Annotated in this window: 18 protein-coding genes and 1 tRNA gene; 8 read left to right on the forward strand and 11 right to left on the reverse strand. The window is 68.9% G+C overall.

The features are described 5' to 3' along the window. The first annotated feature begins 14 nt into the window (after nucleotides 1–14). A complete protein-coding gene (locus tag AC1DYG_RS08590) occupies nucleotides 15–455 on the forward strand; it encodes a YkvA family protein (protein ID WP_477639429.1) in 441 nt (146 codons plus the stop codon). A gap of 91 nt (nucleotides 456–546) precedes the next feature. Continuing rightward, on the forward strand, nucleotides 547–1,230 hold the full coding sequence (locus AC1DYG_RS08595) for a phosphatase PAP2 family protein (protein WP_477639430.1): 684 nt from the start codon (nucleotides 547–549) through the stop codon (nucleotides 1,228–1,230). 47 nt (nucleotides 1,231–1,277) lie between these two features. Here AC1DYG_RS08595 and AC1DYG_RS08600 read toward each other — a convergent pair whose 3' ends face one another. Next, nucleotides 1,278–3,116 (reverse strand): GAF domain-containing SpoIIE family protein phosphatase, encoded by a 1,839-nt coding sequence (locus AC1DYG_RS08600; protein ID WP_477639431.1) that lies wholly within the window; start codon nucleotides 3,114–3,116, stop codon nucleotides 1,278–1,280. A gap of 159 nt (nucleotides 3,117–3,275) precedes the next feature. Here AC1DYG_RS08600 and AC1DYG_RS08605 point away from each other — a divergent pair, with 159 nt between their 5' ends. From AC1DYG_RS08605 to AC1DYG_RS08620, 4 genes are read left to right on the forward strand one after another with little or no spacing between them, the layout of a single operon-like run. Further along, entirely contained in the window at nucleotides 3,276–4,979 is a 1,704-nt protein-coding gene (locus AC1DYG_RS08605) for an alpha-amylase family protein (protein ID WP_477639432.1), read from the forward strand. Between the two features lie 39 nt (nucleotides 4,980–5,018). Then, entirely contained in the window at nucleotides 5,019–6,038 is a 1,020-nt protein-coding gene (locus tag AC1DYG_RS08610; RefSeq protein WP_477639433.1) for an SDR family oxidoreductase, read from the forward strand. After that, on the forward strand, nucleotides 6,031–6,723 hold the full coding sequence (locus AC1DYG_RS08615; RefSeq protein ID WP_477639434.1) for an HAD family hydrolase: 693 nt from the start codon (nucleotides 6,031–6,033) through the stop codon (nucleotides 6,721–6,723). The genes AC1DYG_RS08610 and AC1DYG_RS08615 overlap by 8 nt, the downstream gene beginning before the upstream one ends. After that, the gene (locus AC1DYG_RS08620; protein ID WP_477639435.1) at nucleotides 6,720–7,097 is read left to right on the forward strand and encodes a hypothetical protein; all 378 of its coding nucleotides are present in this window, start codon (nucleotides 6,720–6,722) and stop codon (nucleotides 7,095–7,097) included. The genes AC1DYG_RS08615 and AC1DYG_RS08620 overlap by 4 nt, the downstream gene beginning before the upstream one ends. 10 nt (nucleotides 7,098–7,107) lie before the next feature. On the opposite strand, the gene AC1DYG_RS08625 is transcribed toward AC1DYG_RS08620, so the two are convergent. From AC1DYG_RS08625 to AC1DYG_RS08640, 4 genes are all read right to left on the reverse strand, one after another. After that, nucleotides 7,108–7,782: a DUF6766 family protein gene (locus AC1DYG_RS08625; RefSeq protein WP_477639436.1), complete on the reverse strand. Its 675-nt coding sequence runs from the start codon at nucleotides 7,780–7,782 to the stop codon at nucleotides 7,108–7,110. Nucleotides 7,783–7,863: 81 nt separating this feature from the next. After that, a complete protein-coding gene (locus tag AC1DYG_RS08630; protein ID WP_477639437.1) occupies nucleotides 7,864–8,283 on the reverse strand; it encodes a hypothetical protein in 420 nt (139 codons plus the stop codon). A 128-nt stretch (nucleotides 8,284–8,411) separates the two neighbouring features. Continuing rightward, the gene (locus tag AC1DYG_RS08635; RefSeq protein ID WP_477639438.1) at nucleotides 8,412–9,296 is read right to left on the reverse strand and encodes a diacylglycerol/lipid kinase family protein; all 885 of its coding nucleotides are present in this window, start codon (nucleotides 9,294–9,296) and stop codon (nucleotides 8,412–8,414) included. Nucleotides 9,297–9,326: 30 nt separating this feature from the next. Beyond that, nucleotides 9,327–9,533, reverse strand: coding sequence for a hypothetical protein (locus AC1DYG_RS08640; protein ID WP_477639439.1), 207 nt, complete (start codon nucleotides 9,531–9,533; stop codon nucleotides 9,327–9,329). A 249-nt stretch (nucleotides 9,534–9,782) separates the two neighbouring features. Here AC1DYG_RS08640 and AC1DYG_RS08645 point away from each other — a divergent pair, with 249 nt between their 5' ends. After that, nucleotides 9,783–10,418, forward strand: a complete 636-nt coding sequence (locus AC1DYG_RS08645) for an ANTAR domain-containing protein (protein WP_477639440.1) — start codon at nucleotides 9,783–9,785, stop codon at nucleotides 10,416–10,418. Between the two features lie 99 nt (nucleotides 10,419–10,517). Here AC1DYG_RS08645 and AC1DYG_RS08650 read toward each other — a convergent pair whose 3' ends face one another. From AC1DYG_RS08650 to AC1DYG_RS08670, 5 genes are all read right to left on the reverse strand, one after another. After that, the gene (locus AC1DYG_RS08650) at nucleotides 10,518–11,759 is read right to left on the reverse strand and encodes an RNA polymerase sigma factor (RefSeq protein WP_477639489.1); all 1,242 of its coding nucleotides are present in this window, start codon (nucleotides 11,757–11,759) and stop codon (nucleotides 10,518–10,520) included. 112 nt (nucleotides 11,760–11,871) lie between these two features. Then, nucleotides 11,872–12,213 carry a DUF2200 domain-containing protein gene (locus AC1DYG_RS08655; protein ID WP_477639441.1) on the reverse strand — a complete coding sequence of 114 codons (342 nt, stop codon included), beginning with the start codon at nucleotides 12,211–12,213 and terminating at the stop codon, nucleotides 11,872–11,874. Between the two features lie 53 nt (nucleotides 12,214–12,266). After that, a complete protein-coding gene (locus AC1DYG_RS08660; protein ID WP_477639442.1) occupies nucleotides 12,267–13,442 on the reverse strand; it encodes an alkaline phosphatase family protein in 1,176 nt (391 codons plus the stop codon). After that, on the reverse strand, nucleotides 13,442–14,704 hold the full coding sequence (locus AC1DYG_RS08665; RefSeq protein WP_477639443.1) for an alkaline phosphatase family protein: 1,263 nt from the start codon (nucleotides 14,702–14,704) through the stop codon (nucleotides 13,442–13,444). The genes AC1DYG_RS08660 and AC1DYG_RS08665 overlap by 1 nt, the downstream gene beginning before the upstream one ends. A gap of 131 nt (nucleotides 14,705–14,835) precedes the next feature. Next, nucleotides 14,836–14,912: transfer RNA gene (locus tag AC1DYG_RS08670), tRNA-Thr, on the reverse strand. A gap of 152 nt (nucleotides 14,913–15,064) precedes the next feature. Between AC1DYG_RS08670 and AC1DYG_RS08675 the strand changes: the two genes are divergently transcribed. Next, a complete protein-coding gene (locus AC1DYG_RS08675; RefSeq protein WP_477639444.1) occupies nucleotides 15,065–15,862 on the forward strand; it encodes an SIMPL domain-containing protein in 798 nt (265 codons plus the stop codon). A 74-nt stretch (nucleotides 15,863–15,936) separates the two neighbouring features. Here AC1DYG_RS08675 and AC1DYG_RS08680 read toward each other — a convergent pair whose 3' ends face one another. Beyond that, complete coding sequence (locus tag AC1DYG_RS08680; protein WP_477639445.1) at nucleotides 15,937–17,478, reverse strand: alpha/beta hydrolase; 1,542 nt, start codon at nucleotides 17,476–17,478, stop codon at nucleotides 15,937–15,939. Nucleotides 17,479–17,481 lie beyond the last annotated feature (3 nt).

A 17,481-nucleotide genomic window follows, 5' to 3' on the forward strand; every position in this document is an offset into this window, starting at 1 on the left:
GCAAGACTGACGGCATGCACACCCTGCGGATCGAGCTGACCGGTGGCGGATCCTCGTGGTGGTCGCTGGCCGCCACCATCGGCGGCGGCCTGGTGCTGCTGTGGGTCGTCCTGGTCGTGGGACTGTGGTGGGCCCGTCCGGACGACCTGCGGTTGCGGGAGGCGTTGCGGTTGCTGCCCGACCTCCTACGCCTGCTGCGACGACTGGCCGTGGACGCCTCGGTGCCGCGTGGAGCGCGAGTTCGCCTCTGGCTGCTGCTCGCCTACCTCGCCAGCCCGGTCGACATCGTCCCGGACTTCCTGCCTGTCATCGGCTATGCCGACGACGCCATCCTCGTGGCCCTCGTGCTGCGCTCGGTCACCCGCCGCGCCGGGGCCGGGGCGCTGGAGCGGCACTGGCCCGGCACCCCCGAGGGCCTCGCGGCGGTCCGTGCCCTGGTCGGCCTGCGGGACTGATCAGCTGCATCTGCGCAGGTCAGGAACCTGTCGCACGAGGTTTGGGCGCTAGGCTCGAGCAGTTGTGTGCACCCGACCGGAGTAGGACACCATGGCCTTCCTGACGCGCTACACCGACGATCGCTCCACACCGACCGTGGGGTCCGCGCTCCGTGACGTGTTCCTCCGCGCGGTCACCCCGGCCGTGGCCCTCTGGGTTGCGATCGTGGGCATCGGGTTGTTCATCAAGGGCCCCCTCGGCGGCCTGCCTTCGGAGGAGACCGTCAGCAAGGACGCCCAGGGCCTGCGCACGCCGCGGTGGGACGACGTGACGATGGTGTGGTCACACATCGGCAACACCGAGATCGTCATCGGCGTCTGTGTGATCGCTGTTGGCCTCCTCTGGTGGCTCACCCGGCAGTGGTGGGTGGCCGTCATACCGGCCATCGCCATCGCCCTCCAGGCCACCGTCTTCGTGATCGCGACGGCGGTCGTGGCGAGGCCCCGGCCGCACGTGCCCCACCTCGACCCGGCTCCCCCGACCTCGAGCTACCCGAGCGGTCACGTCGGTGCAGCCACCGCGCTCTACGTCAGCTTTGCCCTCCTGGCCCAGCGGATCGCTTCACCGGTGCTGCGCCGGGTCGTGACGTCGCTCTGTCTCGTCATCCCCGTGCTCGTGGCGTGGGCCCGCCTCTACCGAGGCATGCACCACCTGACCGACATCCTCGTGGGCGTGGCCAACGGCCTGGCCTGCGCGCTGCTCGCGTGGGCGTACCTGCGTCGCAACCGGGCCTAGCAGTCAGGCCGAGGGCTCGCGGTCGTCAGGCCGAGGGCTCGCGGTCGTCAGGCCGAGGGCTCGAGGTCGTCGGCGCCGGCGGCGACGTTCTCCAGGGCTCTCGCCGTCGGCGCCACGGCGTGCCGGCGCAGGGCCACCGCGGCCACGTCGTCGTCGTGCGTCTCGTCCCCGACGGCGGCGATGGTGCCGCACAGGCCGCGGAACAGGTCGGGGTCCGCGAGGCCGGAGAGGGCCGCCGTGAGCCGTTCCCGGCCGACGTCGATGTCCTCGGTGCGCCGCTCGATCAACCCGTCGGTGAAGAGCAGCACGGTGTCGCCCGGATCGAACCGCAACCGGTGCCGACGGCGTCGACCCTCCCCAATGGCCAACGGACCACCGTCGGCGCTGGGGAAGTGCTCGACCGACGAGTCGGCTCGCAGCAGGATCGGTGCGGGGTGTCCGGCGTTCGCGACCAGCAGCTCGTTCCGTGCCGGGTCTGCCAGCAGGTACGCCAGGGTCACGAACTGGTCGTCGCCGTACGCCGCGAGCATCAGGTCGAGCTTGGACAGGACCACGTCCGGCAGCGGATCCGCAGCGATGTACGCACGAACCGACGCCCGCATCTGCGCCATCGACGCGGCGGCCTCGACCCCACGGCCCATCACGTCTCCGACGAAGACGGCCACCCGGCCGTCGGTCAGGGCGATCACGTCGTAGAAGTCGCCCCCGATCTCCGTACGGCCGGACGGCAGGTAGCGCGCCGCGACCTCGCAGCCCTTGATCACGGGCAACGCGGCAGGCAGGACGGCGTGCTGAAGTCGGACGGCGACGGCCAGCGTCTCGCTGTGCAGCTCGGAGTTGTCGATCGACACGGCTGCCCTGCGCGCCAGGTCCTCGGCGAACTCGAGGTCGTCCTGCGCGTACCGCCGCTTCGACTCTGCGCTCACCCAGGTGATGACGCCCAGGGTCCGGCCTCGAGCGATGAGCGGGACCGTGACGACGCTGCACAACGCCAGCTCTCGCGCGATCCGAAGGTGCTCCTCGTCGCGGGCTCCGGCGACGAGCATCTCGTCGGTGATCTCCGCGATGAGCTCGCTGCGCCCCGTCCTGATCACCTGCCACGCGCCGCTGGCGGAGTCAGGGTCGCTGGGGTACCGCTCCGCGAGCTCGTGCGCGTACGCCACCTTGGCCGGGTCGACATGGGCCACCGCGAGCCGGCGCAGTCGGTTGTCCTTGACCAGGTCGATCGCACACCAGTCCGCAAAGGTCGGCACGGCCAGCTGGGCCACCCGGGCCAGCGTGGACTCGTAGTCGAGGCTGCTGGCCAGCTCGGCCGAGGCCTCGGCGAGGAAGGTCAGCTTGGCCTGGCGCTCTGCTGCCTCCTGCTCGGCCTGGACACGCAGCAACGCCTGGGCGCAGGTATCGGCCAGGATGTCGAGGCAGTCGAGCTCCGCGGACTCGAACTCCCGCCGCCCGGGGAAGGACAGTCCGATCGCCCCGAGGGTGTCGGTCGCGGTGTTCAACGGCAGCACCAGCACCGAGCGGTCCCCGCGGTCGACTCCCGGGGTGTGCGGGTAGGCCTCGAGGATCGCGGCGCGTCCGGCCAGCAGCAGCCGCTGCCCGGACCGGATGACATCAGCAGCCGGACTCTGCATCGACAAGGGGTAGGTCGCGAACGCCTCTGCGTCACCTTCGTCGCCGCCGCGCAGCCCCATGAGCCGGACGACGTCGGGCCCGTCCCTGAGGCTGAGCGACGCCATGGTCGCCCCCACGGCCTCGGAGCTGTGCTCGACGACGATCCTCGTGACGTCCTCTGCGCTGGCCGCTCGGATGAGCTCGGCTGTCACGCGGGCGAGCCCGGTCAGCCGGTAGTCCAGGCGCGCCTCGGTGCCGGACCCCTGTGTCATGTCGACATGATGGCAGCGACCGCCCGGCAAGGCGCGGGATCGGCAAGAACCCGGCCGGGCGATCTTCCGGGGCAGAACGTCGGCGCCACCTGGCGCGGCATACCCCTGACCAGCGCTTTCGCGGTGGCTGGGTCGGGTGAACGGTGGTAGTGAGGACACATGCAGATGTCCAAGACGGCCGACCTGTGGTGGAAGACCGCGGTGTTCTACTGTGCCGACGTCCAGACCTTCCTCGACGCTGACGGGGACGGGCAGGGCGACCTGACGGGCATGGCGCGCCGCATCGACTACCTCGCGGACCTCGGCGTCACGTGCCTGTGGCTCATGCCGCTCTACCCGACGCGCGACGTGGACGACGGCTACGACATCACCGACTTCCTCGGCGTCGACCCCCGGCTCGGCGACCTAGGTGACTTCGTCGAGCTCGTGAGGACGGCACGCTCCCGCGGCATCCGGGTCATCCTCGACTTCGTCATGAACCACACCTCGGACCACCACCCGTGGTTCGTCCAGGCCCGCAAGAGCATCGACAACCCTTACCGCGACTACTACGTGTGGCGCTCGACCGCACCGCCGGACACGTCGGCGATGGTCGTCTTCCCCGACAAGGAGGACGGCATCTGGGAGAAGGACACCCGCACCGACCAGTGGTACCTCCACAACTTCTACAAGACCCAGCCCGACCTCAACACCGCCAACCCCAAGGTCCGCGACGAGCTCGTCAAGGTCATGGGGTTGTGGCTCGAGCTCGGCGTCTCGGGGTTCCGCATCGACGCCGTGCCGTTCCTCTTCGCCCAGGACACGCTGCCCAAGAAGGACGAGAAGTTCGAGTGGGACCCCCACCAGGCCCTGCGCCACGTCAAGGCATTCTGCGGCCGACGGGGTAGCGAGGTCATCCTCCTCGGAGAGGTCAACGTCCCGCGCGCCGAACAGGCGGCCTTCTTCGGCGGCGCGGACGGCGACGAGCTCACCATGCAGTTCGACTTCATCGCCATGCAGGCGACCTGGCTGTCTCTCGCGCGCGGCGACGCCCGACCGCTGGTCGAGGCGCTGCGCGGCAGGCCGGAGGCCGACGAGGAGAGCCAGTGGGTGAACTTCCTCCGCAACCACGACGAGCTCACGCTCGACAAGCTCACCGACGAGGAGCGCCAGGAGGTCTTCGACGCGTTCGGACCCGATCCCGCCATGCAGCTCTACGGCCGCGGCCTGCGACGCCGGCTGCCGCCGATGCTTGACGGCGACCCCCGCCGCATCCGGCTGGCCTACTCCCTCATGTTCTCGCTGCCCGGCAGCCCGGTTCTCTTCTACGGCGAGGAGATCGGCATGGGCGAGAACCTCGACGTGCCAGGCCGGTATGCCGTGCGCACGCCAATGCAGTGGAGCGCGGCCCAGAACGGCGGCTTCTCCCGGGCCCCCAAAGGCCGGTTGCCGCGGCCTCTGACGGAAGGGGCGTACGGACCGGACCACGTCAACGTGGCCTCCCAGCGCAACGACCCCGATTCGCTGTGGACCTTCGTCGCCCAGCTGATCCGCCGCTACCGCCAGTCGCCCGAGCTCGGTTGGGGCCGGTTCCACCCGCTCGAGCAGCCCTTCGACGCCGTCATTGCGCACGTCGCGCGCATCGACCCGTGGGCCACCATCGCGGTCCACAACCTCGGCTCGGAGGCCTGCAAGGTGCCGCTGTCGCTTGCCACGATCGCCGGCGACGACCTGCCGCCGATCGTCCACCTCACCGACCTGCTCGCCGACTACCGCCTCGAGCCCACCGGAAAGCCTTCCGCCCCAACGGTCGAGGTCGACCTCGACGGCTACGGGTGTCGGTGGCTGCAGGTCATCCGTGAGGGCGACGAACGGATCGCCTGACCTCGTCGGCCAGGAGGAGACCAAGAAAGGAGCTGACCCATGAACAGAGTGGTCGTCGTGACGGGAGCGAGCGGGGGCGTGGGGCGCGCCTGCGTCCGTGAGTTCGCCCGACGAGGCGACGATGTCGCCCTCGTCGCGAGAGGGAGCTCGGGGCTCGATGCTGCTGCCAGGGAGGCCCGGCAGGCTGGGGTCAAGGCGCTCACGGTGCCGGTGGATGTCGCCGATGCCGAGGCTGTCGAGCGCGCTGTGTCGCGGATCGAGGATGAGCTCGGTCCGATCGACGTGTGGGTCAACTCGGCCTTCACCTCGGTGTTCGCGCCGTTCGCCCAGGTCACTCCCGAGGAGTTTCGCCGGGCCACTGAGGTGAGCTACCTCGGCTACGTGTACTGCACGATGTCGGCCCTTCCCCGGATGCGGGCGCGAAACCGGGGAACGATCGTCCACGTGGGATCCGCCTTGGCGTATCGAGGGATCCCGCTCCAGACCGCCTACTGCGGGGCACGGCACGCAGTGCAGGGGTTCCACGAGTCACTGCGCTGCGAACTGCTCCACGACGGCAGCAACGTGCGCGTGACGATGGTCCAGATGCCGGCGCTGAACACGCCCCAGTTCAGCTGGGTGTTGTCGAGGCTCCCGCGACGTCCCCAGCCCGTCCCGCCCATCTACCAGCCCGAGGTCGCTGCCCGGGCGGTCGTCTATGCCGCCGATCATCCACGCCGACGGGAGTACTGGGTCGGCGCCTCCACCGTCGGCACCCTCGTCGCCAATGCCGTCGCACCCGGCCTGCTCGATCGCTATCTGGCTCGGACGGCATACGACGCGCAGCAGACCGACGAACCTCGGGACCCGGCCGACCCCGAGAACCTGTGGGAAGCGGCCGACGGTCCCGGTGGCCGGGACTTCGGCGCCCACGGTTCGTTCGATGAACGCGCCAAGGCGCGCAGCTGGCAGCAGGACCTCGCTCATCACCCCAGGCGGGTCTCGGCGATCCTCGCCCTGGGCGCCGCGGGTGGGACGCTTCTCGCCGGCCGGGCGATGCGGGGAAGGAAGCATGTCTGACGTGCTCACCCGTGTCAGCGGGATCGTCTTCGACCTCGACGGCACCCTCGTCGACTCAACATACGTGCACGCGATCAGCTGGTGGGAGGCCATGCAGCAGTTCGGTCACGACCGTCCGATGGCGATGGTGCACCACGCCGTGGGGATGGGTGCCGATCACCTGCTCGACCATGTGCTCGGCGAGAGGCGGAACCCGAGTCAGGACAGCGCCATCGCGGCCGCGCACGACGCACTCTTCGCCACGTGGTACGACCGCCTGCACCCCCTTCCCGGTGCCGGTTCACTCTTGAACTGGTGTCGGGACGCGGGGCTGACGGTGGCGCTCGCCACGTCCGGTGGGGAGCGGGACCTGTGGGCCATGCTCGAAGTCCTCGACCAGCCCGACTTCGACCTGATCGTCACGGGCGACGACGTGTTTAGTTCGAAACCCAGCCAGGACCTGCTCGAGTCGGTCATGACGCGAGCGGACCTCGAGCCCGAGGACCTGGTGGTGGTCGGCGACTCCGTCTGGGACATGGAGGCCGCGATACGTGTCGGCGCCGCGGGGGTGGGGGTCGCCACCGGAGGGACCAGTGCGCCTGAGCTGCACGATGCCGGTGCCGAGCTGACCTTTCCCGACCTCGCCGCACTGCACGACGCCCTTCAGGCCGCCCGGTCGGACAGCCCGTACGCTCACCCATCGTGACCACTGCTGCTGCCCTCGCCATCTGTGTGCTCCTCGGTGCCCTTGCCGTGTTGCAGGCGCTCCTGGCCGGTGGCGCCCCTCTCGGACGGTTCGCGTGGGGTGGCCAGCGCGACGTCCTTCCGACTCCTATGCGGATCGGCAGCGTGGCCGCGATCGTCGCCTACGTCGTGATCGGGTGGGTCGTCCTCGCTCGAGCCGCCCAGGTCGGCGGTGGCCACGGCGCCCTGAGCGTGGCCACCTGGGTCATCGCGGCGTTCTTCCTGCTCGGAGCTGCGGGCAACCTGGCTTCGAAGAGCCGTTCCGAGCGCGTCGTGATGGCTCCCCTCAGTGTCCTGCTGGGTGCCCTGACGGTCGTTGTCGCCGCGGGAAGCTGACGCAGGGCGCCTAACCCTCGACGCCCGTGGTGCTGTGCGCACTCCCGACCGGCTTGGACTCGGGTGACCCGCGCTCTCGCAGGTAGATGCTGAACACGACCATGCTGCCGACCGCGAGGAACTCCGACTGCCAGTTCTGGAACGTGCGATTCCAGAAGTCCGGAGCCTGGAGGTAGCCACTCCACGTCAACGGGTCCTGGAGGTCCTGCAGCTGCTCGGCGTTGTAGGCGCTGCGCCCGGCGACCAGCTGTGCCGTCCACGACCCGATGAAGACCGTCCCCATCGCCAGACCCAACGAGCGTGAGTACAGGCCGGTCCGCCAACCCCCGACCTTGGCCCATGAGGGCGAGCCCTCGTCCGCGTAGCGTCCGACCTTCTGGTCCTTGTCCGACTCACGACCAGCCTTGTCGAGCGGCTTGGACTCCGGCGACCCCTTCTGCAGCAGCCACACGGTCAGGAGGATGTAGAGCAGGAACTGGAGGTACTCCGACTGCCAGTTCTCGGCGACGTCCACCGCGAACTGCGACGACGTGACGTACTGCCCCAACGTGAGTGTGGGCAGTCCGGCGTCCATCGCCGCCTCGTCGTAGGACGCCTGTCCGGTGAGGGCCTGCCCGACGAGAGCAGCCAGGAGGAGCAGTGAGAAGGCCAGGGTGAGGCTGTTCTCACGCAACCACGCCCTCATCGGTGGGTCACCCCCATGGCCAGGCAGAAGGCGAGTCCCAGTCCGATGAACAACAGGTAGCCGACGAACCAGGCACGCACGTCAGGCTCCCTTGACCTTGCAGTCATACGGACGGCCATCCTGCTGCCGCGTGCAGCCGGCGGCGGTCACGCGCCAACCCTGCCGGAACCGGGCGAGGAAGATCGTGTCGGTCGACAGGTGCACGACGGCGTCCTTGCCATACACCTCGGTCGATGCCGCTGGGCCGGAGGCGGACTGCACCTCGCTGGGCAGCGCATCGGCGCAGGCTCCCTCCGCGGCTTCGAGCTCCTTGAGCGTCTGAGGCGCCAAGAGACCGCATGCGACTGCGGTGGACGCGTCGATCGACCGGCTGAACTCGACGGCGGCCTTCTCGGCGTTCCCGTCCTCTGCGCTGCCCTGGCCGGCGCATCCGCCCAGAGCGAGCAGGGCCATCAGCAGGCCCGATGCGCCGGGCGACAACCGACGAAGTTTCAAGGTCACGAGACGGCACTCTAGACCTCTACAGTGGGCAGCATCGCCTCAATCTCCCGGCATTTCTGCAGGTCAGAGACCTTTGCGAGGGCGACCAGCCCCGGGGGATGGCCCTCGCCGCTGACGCGAGCAACCACCTAGAGGACGGTCTGCAGAACCTTGGTGAGGATGTCCACGCGCACCGTCGCCCCGGCCGGCAGGTCGACGACCTCGCCGTCGATCTGCAGGGGTAGTGGCGTCACGGTGGTGAAGGTGTAGCTGCGCACGCTCGGCTGTTTGCCCAGGCCGGTGGTGCTCGCCTTGATGGCCGTGGCCAGGATGCGCCACTTCGCGGTGTGACGCAGCGTGATGACCTCGAACAGGCCGTCGTCGGGCTTCCCCTGGTCCTCGGCCAGCGTGGCGACCTTTGCCATCTGCGCGATGTTGGCGAAGACGAGGCTGTCGAACCGTTGGCGTGTGCCGTCCTCGACCTGGATCTCGAACGGGCGGAACTTGGCGAAGGAGCGCACGACGGTGACCATCTCCCGCAGCGAGCCCTTGCCTCCCTTTTCGAGGTCGACCGCAACCACCGGTGTCAGTCCCAGCCCGATGTACGAATGGGCGTACCGCACCTCGTCACCGGCCGCCCCGCCGACGGTGAACCGCAGCAGGTCGATCCGGCTGACGGATCCGTCGGCGATCGCCTCGGCGATCGGACGTTCCTTGGTGGTGCGGCGATGGTCGTTGGCGTTCCCCGCTGCCAGAACTGCCGTGAAGGCGCGGTCGTTGGCTGCCTGCATGACCCCGTTGACGACCTCGTTGTAGCCGCCGTCGCCGCTGACCGACACCACCAGGGGCGCTCCGCCCTCGGCAGCCTCGCGGGCCAGCTCGACTGCGTGTCCCGCGTGCTCGGTGGGCAGCAGGTCGACGGCCAGCGTCGGGACACGCTCGGCCAAGTCCTCTCGAAGGCCTTCGGCCAGCTCCTTGGCGTTGCCGGTGCTGTGGGGATTGAAGATCAGGACCACGCGGTCAAAGGAGGGCACGCCGCCAGCGTAGGGGTGTTGACGACACCTTCACGACGCCAAGTGGGTCGGAGGGGCACCGCCGGCGTCCCCCTCGGCTCGGGGAACGGGAGGGGGCAGACCCAGGACCGCATCGACCTGCGCCTCGGTGAGCCGTCCGGGGACCTCACAGAGGGCGGCAATCAGGTCAGCGAGCAACTCGATCTCCGAACGCAGCACCGCGTCCGTCATCTCCGAGTCGTCGGCATCGTCGACCATCTACCGACACTAGGGCGGACGGGGGCTGCGCTCGTACGTCATTCACACGCATATGGCGTACGCCTTTCGAGCACCATCACATCGGACTACGCCGCCGTAGGCACCGCCCGGACAGGTCCACTGAGATTTCCGCCGAGATGGGGTTGACGGGCCCGGCGCGATTCGTATCATTTGGCCGAAGGTCAAGAAGTGGCCTCTCTGAAACTTGTGGTTGCTGTCCCGCGGCGGTCTCTGGCGATGGAGGGTCTGATGTCATTTCTCGCGTCCCTGACGGACGAGCCTGCACTGTTCTTCGAGTACGACGCCATCGCAGACCGGTGGACCTGCTCAGCCGACCTGCGTGAGCTGTACGGCATTCCACCCGGACAGGACCCGACCACGGCGTTGATGCTCGAACGCGTTGTCGAGCAGGACCGTCCGGTCGTCCTGGAGCGGTTCCGGGAGGTGCTGACCAGCGCCCGCCCCTTCTCCCTCGAGTACCGCCTCGAGGACCCCGAAGGCCGCACCCGACGCCTGGTCCTCGTGGGCCAGAGCGAAGACGCCGGCGGTGAGGTCAAACAACTCTCGGGCTTCATCGTCGACATCACCCAGACGATCCGTAACGGAGCCGCGGAAGCGGTGCTGGCCTCGACCGAGCACCGGGCCGCGATCGAGCAGGCCAAGGGCGCCCTCATGCTCAGCTTCGGGATCGGCGAGGACGCGGCCTTCGAGATGCTGCGCACCTACTCCAACCAGCACAACACCAAGCTGGTGCGAGTGGCGGAGTACATCATCGCCGGACTGGCCGATCCAGCCTTCGCCCGCGAGGAACCAGTCCGCTGCCTGCTCGACATCCTGCTCAGCCTCGAGAGCGCGGCGGTCGAGGACACCCAGGACACTGCCTGACCGCTGGAGGCGAAGCGGCCCCACGAGACGGTCGCACGCGGCATACCTCCTCGTCGCTGGGCGACCAGAGGCGTGTGGCGACGTGACCTCGCCAACTGGTCACGCCAGCTGGTCGCGGCGGCGGGTGAGGTAGGCGGTCTCGGCGGTGTTGCCCGCCAGCTCGATGGCCCGGTCGTAGGCCCCGCGGGACTCCCGACTTCGGCCCATCCGACGCAACAGGTCGGCGCGCGTCGCGTGGTAGGCGTGGTAGCCGGCCAACCTGTCGTCGAGACGGTCGACGGCCGCCAGCGCCACCTCAGGGCCGTCGAGCTCGGCGACCGCGATGGCGCGGTTGAGGGAGACGACTGGCGAGGGATCGAGGCGCACGAGCTGGTCGTAGAGCGCGACGACCTGCGACCAGTCGGTGTCACGCACGTCGCGGGCCGAGGTGTGGACCGCGTTGATCGCCGCGAGGAGCTGGTAGCGCCCGGGAGCCACGCCGCTGGCCAACCGCTCGCGCACCAGCCGATGGCCCTCGGCGACCAGCGCGGCGTCCCAGCGCCCACGGTCCTGCTCGTCGAGGGTGACCAGCTCGCCGCTCGGGGAGACCCTGGCCGTGCGGCGGGCCTCGGTGAGGAGCATCAGCGCCAGCAGGCCGGCCACCTCACCGTCCTCCGGCAGGAGGACGCGGATCAGGCGGGTGAGCCGGATCGCCTCTGCGGTCAGGTCATGGCGAAGTGGATCGGTGTCGGGTCCGGTCGCGAGGTAGCCCTCGTTGAAGACGAGGAACAGGACCGCGAGCACTCCCGAGACGCGAGTGGGGAGTTCCTCGGCGGACGGCACGCGGTAAGGGATGCGAGCCGCCTTGATCTTGGCCTTGGCGCGGGTGATCCGCTGCCCCATGGTGGTCTCCTGCACCAGGAAGGCACGGGCGACCTCCGGCACGGTCAGACCGCCGACCATGCGCAGGGTCAGCGCCACGCGGGTCTCCATCGCGAGTGCGGGGTGACAGCACGTGAAGAGCAGCCGCAGCCGATCGTCGTCGATGGCGCCGATGGCCTGGAGAGGCTCGGGTGGGTCGTCGTCGAACACCAGGTGGGCCTCCTTCTGCTTGCCGTCGCGCTTGCTCTCCCGCCGGATCCGGTCGATGGCCTTGTGGTTGGCGGTCGTGGTCAGCCATGCACCGGGATTGGGAGGTATGCCGTGTGCCTGCCACCGCTCGACGGCGGTGGCGAACGCCTCGGCTGCGGCCTCCTCGGCAATGTCGAGGTCTCCGAAGCGCCGGGTCAGTGAGGCGACCACCCGTGCCCACTCCTCGTGGTGGGTCTGGGCGATCACCTGCCCGACGTCGTCGAGGGTCAGAGGTTCATCTCCTGTGGTCCGGGGGCCTTCGTGGGTGGCCTTCACCCCTACTACGAACGGCTCCGCCCTGATCCGACACCGCCTGGTGGACTGCTTTCAAGAGCTTGCCGCGTCAGGTTCGCAGGACCTTGTCTATCGACTTGCCCTTGGCGAGCTCGTCGACCAGCTTGTCCAGGTATCGAATCTTCTGCATCAACGGATCGTCGATCTGCTCGACCCGCACTCCGCACACCACACCCGTGATCGACGACGCGTGCGGGTTCAGCCGCGCCTGCGCGTAGAAGTCCTCGAAGGTCGTGCCTGTGGCCAGGTGGCCGCTCAACGCTGACTCGTCGAAGCCGGTCAGCCACTCGATGACCTGGTCCAGCTCGGCTTTCGTGCGCCCCTTCTTCTCCACCTTGGTTACGTAGTGGGGATACACGGACGCAAAGCTGACGGAGAAGATCCGGCTCATCCCCTGATCGTAGTTGCTTGCCCTCCAACGCGTTCCGCGATGAAGGCGAACCGTCAGCGGTTGTACACGTCGATCCCGAACCGGTTGAGGCCGACCTGTGCCGCGTAGCCCAGACGGGCCTGGCCGAACAGGTCCTCGATGCTCGCGAGCATCGAGTAGTGGTTGTACGGCGTGCTGCTCAGGCATCCCGGACGCACGAACGGTGAGAGTGCGAGGGCGCCGACGCGACCGCCGCCCATCCCGGTGATGCCCGGCAGTGGCGTGTTCGGTCCGGGCCCTTCGCCACAGCAGGCAGTGGCGTCGCTCTGGGGCCCGTCGGACTCGTCGAACGTGATGAGCAGGAGGCCATCCTGCTTGAAAGCCGGGGAGCCGAGGATGGTCGGAACCGTCGCCTTCAGCCACGCATCGGCTGACCTGAGACCCCCGGGCTGCCCGTCGACGCAGGGCGCGTCATGACCGTCGTGACACAGGTTCGGCGTGATGTACGTCAGGTTCGCCGTGGTCGCGGTCGCAGCGAGATCAGAGGTCAGGGCCGTGGTGTCGACGACGTGGGAGGCGCAGTAGGCCGGGTCGTCGATGACGGAATGGAAGTACACGAACGGGTTGTGGCGGGCCGCATACTGGTCGCCCACCTTCGCCTTCTGCGTGTCGTCGGGAGCGCCCACCGCCGGGTGCCGGCAAGGAGTGCCCATGTCCTCCATGTACCCGCGCCAGGTCAGGCCTGCCGCGTCGAGCTGACCCTGCAGGGTCGGCACGGTCTTGGGGTAGACGCACCCGTCGCCCACGTACTGACCGGGCGGAGTCGTCCCGGCGCCGGCGAAGTCGCTGAAGACGTGGCAGTCGCCCTGGGTCTGGGGGTTGGGCCCCTGCCCGCTGACCTGGCCGATGTAGTTCGGCAGGCTGTTGTGCGCGGTGCCGTAGTACTGGGTGAGCAGGTTCCCCTGCGCCCGCAAGGTCTGCGACAGGTAGGGGGCAGCCGACCCGGGACCCCAGGTCTCGTCATACCCCTTGTTCTCGAGGTTGATGACGAAGACGTGCTTCACAGGCGGCAGGTATGCCGCGGGCTTGGCTGCGGGGGCGGGGGCGGCTCCGGCCGCGGCTGACGCTCCGAGCGAGATTGCTGTCGTGGCAACGATGCCCACGAGGGCCGCCGTCGCAGCAGCGGCGACGCGGGTTGGAGCCGTTCGGGCGGCAGCGGTGCTGTGGCCAGGGGTGCGGGGGCGGATCATCACAGGCTCCATCCGTGGGCGTTGGCAAGGTCCTTGAGGGCGTGCCAGTCCTCGTAGTCGGCCGTTCCAGCTGGGGGGCACGGGGTGCCGACGAAGGGTGGGACGGCGTAGCGCGGGACGTCGGCGTGAGGGGCGTTGGTGAAGTCGAGCACCTCGGCGAGGTTGCGGGCTGCGGCGTCACGCGGCGTCAGCGCGGACAGTCCCCACCGCCACTCGATCATCTTCAGGACGGAGGTGTGGTCGTAGACGTTCTTGGCGACGTAGCCGCGACGGGCCAGTGGGGAGATGACCAGGCAAGGCACCCGGAAGCCGCGCATGCCCCACTCGGGGTGCGCGTCGGGTGCGGCGGTCGGGGCGACGTGGTCGTAGAAGCCGCCCCACTCGTCGTAGTTGACGACAAGCACGGTCTTGTCCCAGCCCGGGCCCGAGGTGACTGCGTCGTAGACCTGGTCGAGGAAGTGCTGCCCTGCGCGGATGTCGGCGTGGGGGTGGTCGTCGGCGCTGGAACCGGTGCCCTCGTCGAGGAACTTGGGGTCGACGAAGCTCACCGCCGGGAGGGTCCCGGCTGCCGCGTCGGCCAGGAACTGCGGGTACGGCTTGGAGATGTCGAGGTACTTGCTGCCCCACAGCGCGGTGAACGGGGTGTCGTAGAAGTAGTACGTGCCCTTCACCCCGGCGGCGGCGAGCCGGTCCCAGATGGTCGGCATCGTCGCGATGTCGGTCGAGTTGTGGATCCGGTCGGTCTGCGCTGCATGCTGGTAGAACCGGTTGGGGTAGGTCTCGGCGAGGATGGCAGAGAAGTAGTTGTCGCACACGGTCCAGTCGCGAGCTGCCTTCCCGTAGAACGCGAGGTCGGCGTCGGTGTAGTAGCCGATGGCGAACGTGTCGTTGTCGCCCGCCTTGAGCCAGCCGTCGCAGCGACCGTTGTTGTACTCGACGCGCCCACCTTCGAACGAGTGGTCCGGGTCGGGGTGCGCGCACCCCTGGTAGTCGGTCAGGTGGTGCGTGCTGTGCTGCACCCCGTAGCGGTCGGTGTAGGTCAGTCCGGCCTGTTTGCCGCGCGCCCCCGGCAGCCACCCGAGGTAGTGGTCGAACGACCGGTTCTCCATCATGACGACGACGACGTGCTCGATGCCGCTGTGGGCCGGGTCCGGCAGGATCGTGCTCGCCCCGGCTGCGGGCGAGCTGTCGGGCAGCCCCAGGGCGGTCGCGCCCAACGCTGCGCCCGCGCCGGCCAGAAGGTGTCTCCGCGAGATGCTCATGCCCGGACAACGCCCCTTGGGGGGAGGTGGTCACGGCCAGGTGACCCTGTTCACCCGACGTTCACCGACCTGGAACTGACCGGAAAGCCCCCGGGACCGGAGTCACAGGGGCCATTCCTCGGGTAGTGCTGTGGAGCCTCCTATCGGAATCGAACCGATGACCTATTCATTACGAGTGAATCGCTCTGGCCGACTGAGCTAAGGAGGCGGGTGCCCGAAGGCACGGACGATGAGTATACGGATGACCCCGCAGATTTCCGAACCGGCCAGAAGACCACCCAGACCAACTCACCGCGCCGCAAGCTGCACGAGCCGAGACGGCGGGCGGAACCCGGCCACGCGGCATACCGTCCCATCGCCATGAGCACCCAGCCGATGTCCCGTGGAGCGGTCGCCGTCGCGGCCGCGGTGTTGCTGGGAGGCGCCTTCTGGGTCGGCTCCCACTCCGGTCGCGAAGCCTCCGCCGCGACCCTCGTCACGTTCCCCAGCCCGACCACCCCCGGCACTGCGAGCACGTCTGTCAGCAGTCCCGGCATCACCGTCACCGGCACCGCCCAGGTCGCCGGCAGGCCGGACACCCTGCGCCTCGACCTCAGCGTCCAGACCCGTGCCGCCACCGTGGGCAAGGCGCTTGACGCGGCCAACTCGCTCACCGCCCGCGTCCAGTCCTCGCTCACCAGGAACGGCGTCGCCGGCAAGGACATCCAGACGTCGAACCTGCAGGTCCAGCCCGAGTACTCCTACCCGATGAACGGCACCCCGGTCATCAAGGGCTACGTCGTCAGCGAAGGTGTCAGCGCCACCCTCCGCAACCTCGGCAAGGCGGGCAACGCCATCACCGCAGCGGTCAACGCCGGTGTAAATGCCGTGCAGGTCAACGGAATCAGCCTCGACCTCGACGACAACGGCAAGCTCCTCACCGCCGCCCGCGACCAAGCCGTCGCGAACGCGAAGACCAAGGCCGAGCAGTACGCCAAGGCCTCTGGCCGCGACCTCGGCGCCGTCGTCAGCATCACTGAGACCGTGGCAGACCCTCCCCCGGTCAACTACGACCTGCGCGCCGCCGCAGGTGCCAAGGACTCGGCCTCGCCGGTCCCGATCCAGGTCGGCAGCGAGACCGTCGGCGTGACCGTCACCGTGGTCTACGCCTTCCGCTGACGCCGCCGTCGGTATGCCGGGAGCTCACCTCCCGGCGCTGATTCGCCTTTTGCATGGGATAGCGCCGGGTCTGGTCAGCACTTGGTGTTGTCGGCCGGGACCTTGCCGCTCGTGTAGTAGCTGTTGACCGCATTGTCGATGCACTTGTTGGACCGCGTGTAGGCGGTGTGCCCGTCGCCGTCGAAGGTCAGCAGGCGCGCGTTCGCGAGCTGGTCGCGTTCGCGCACAGCCCATTCGTACGGCGTCGCCGGGTCACGCGTCGTGCCGATCACGACGATGGGTCCACTGCCCTCCGCGCTGATCTTGTGCGGGGTCTGACCCGTCTTGACGGGCCATTGGGTGCAGATCGCCGCACCCCAGGCGAGGGCCGGGCCGAAGACCGGGGCCTTGACTCTCGCCTTGGCGACGATGTCCTCGTAGTACGCCGCGTCGGGGCTGCCCGGGTTGTCGAGGCAGCTGATGGAGTAGAAGGCCTCGAGCAGGTTCTGGGCGTACCTGCCGCTGGGGGTGCGCCGCGCGTACTGGTCGGCGATCAGCATCAGCGTGGTGCCGTTGTCCTTGACGACGACCTGGCGCAGCGCCTCGGTGAGCGCCTTCCACGACCGTGGGTCGTACATCGCCTGGGCGACGCCCAGGGTCGCCCACCCCTCCGTGAGCTGGGACTCGCGTCCGTCCTGCATGGGCACTGGTGAGGCATCGAGCCGCTTGAGCAGGTCAGACATGCTTGTCATGACCGCGGACTCGCTGTCGCCGAGGGGGCAGTTGCCCCTGGCGACGCAGTTCTTGGCCCACGCATGCGCCGCGCGCTCGAAGCCCTCCGCCTGACCGACGGCCGACTCCTCCCAGGTCAGGTCAGGAGGGAGCACACCGTCGAGGACGAACCTGCCGACCAGCGATGGGAAAAGGCCGGCATACACGGCGCCGAGCTGCGTGCCGTAGGACTTGCCGAGGTAGTTCAGCTTCACGTCACCGAGAGCCGACCTCAGGATGTCCAGGTCCTTGGCGGTGTCCACCGTGGAGATGTGTCCGAGCAGCGGGCCGGTCCGGGCGAGGCAGCCGTCGCCCAGGTCCTTCATCGTCGCGAGGTAGGTCTGCACCTCGGCCGGGTCGTCCGGCGTGGGATCCTGCGCCAGGAAGTCGTCCATCGCCGCGTCACTGAGGCAGTCGACCGGGCTGGAGCGCTGCACCCCGCGAGGGTCGAAGCCGACGACGTCGAAGCGCTGGCGTACCGGCTTGCCCACGATGGTGTCGGCGGCCGCGGCGTAGTCGATGCCGGACCCTCCGGGGCCACCCGGGTTGACCACCAGGGACCCGAGCCGCTGTCCCTTCTTGGTGGCACGCATCCGCAGCACCCGGATCGTGATCGCCTCGCCGTCGGGCTTGGCATAGTCCAAGGGGACGGACAGCCCGGCGCACTGCCCGGGTCCGCACTTCTTCCAGGCCAGCGTCTGCCCGTAGAACTTCGCGAGCGCCTCCGACCCGGGCGGGGCGGTGCGTGCGGCCTTCGGCAGCGGCGTGGACGCCTCGCTGGAACCGCCGCTCAGCATCGAGCAGCCGGACATACCCACCGCCAGTGCGGCGGCGGCAGCCACCAGGACGTTCGCCTTCACCGTCATGCA

It is taken from the genome of Pedococcus sp. P1_H8, assembly GCF_056405175.1.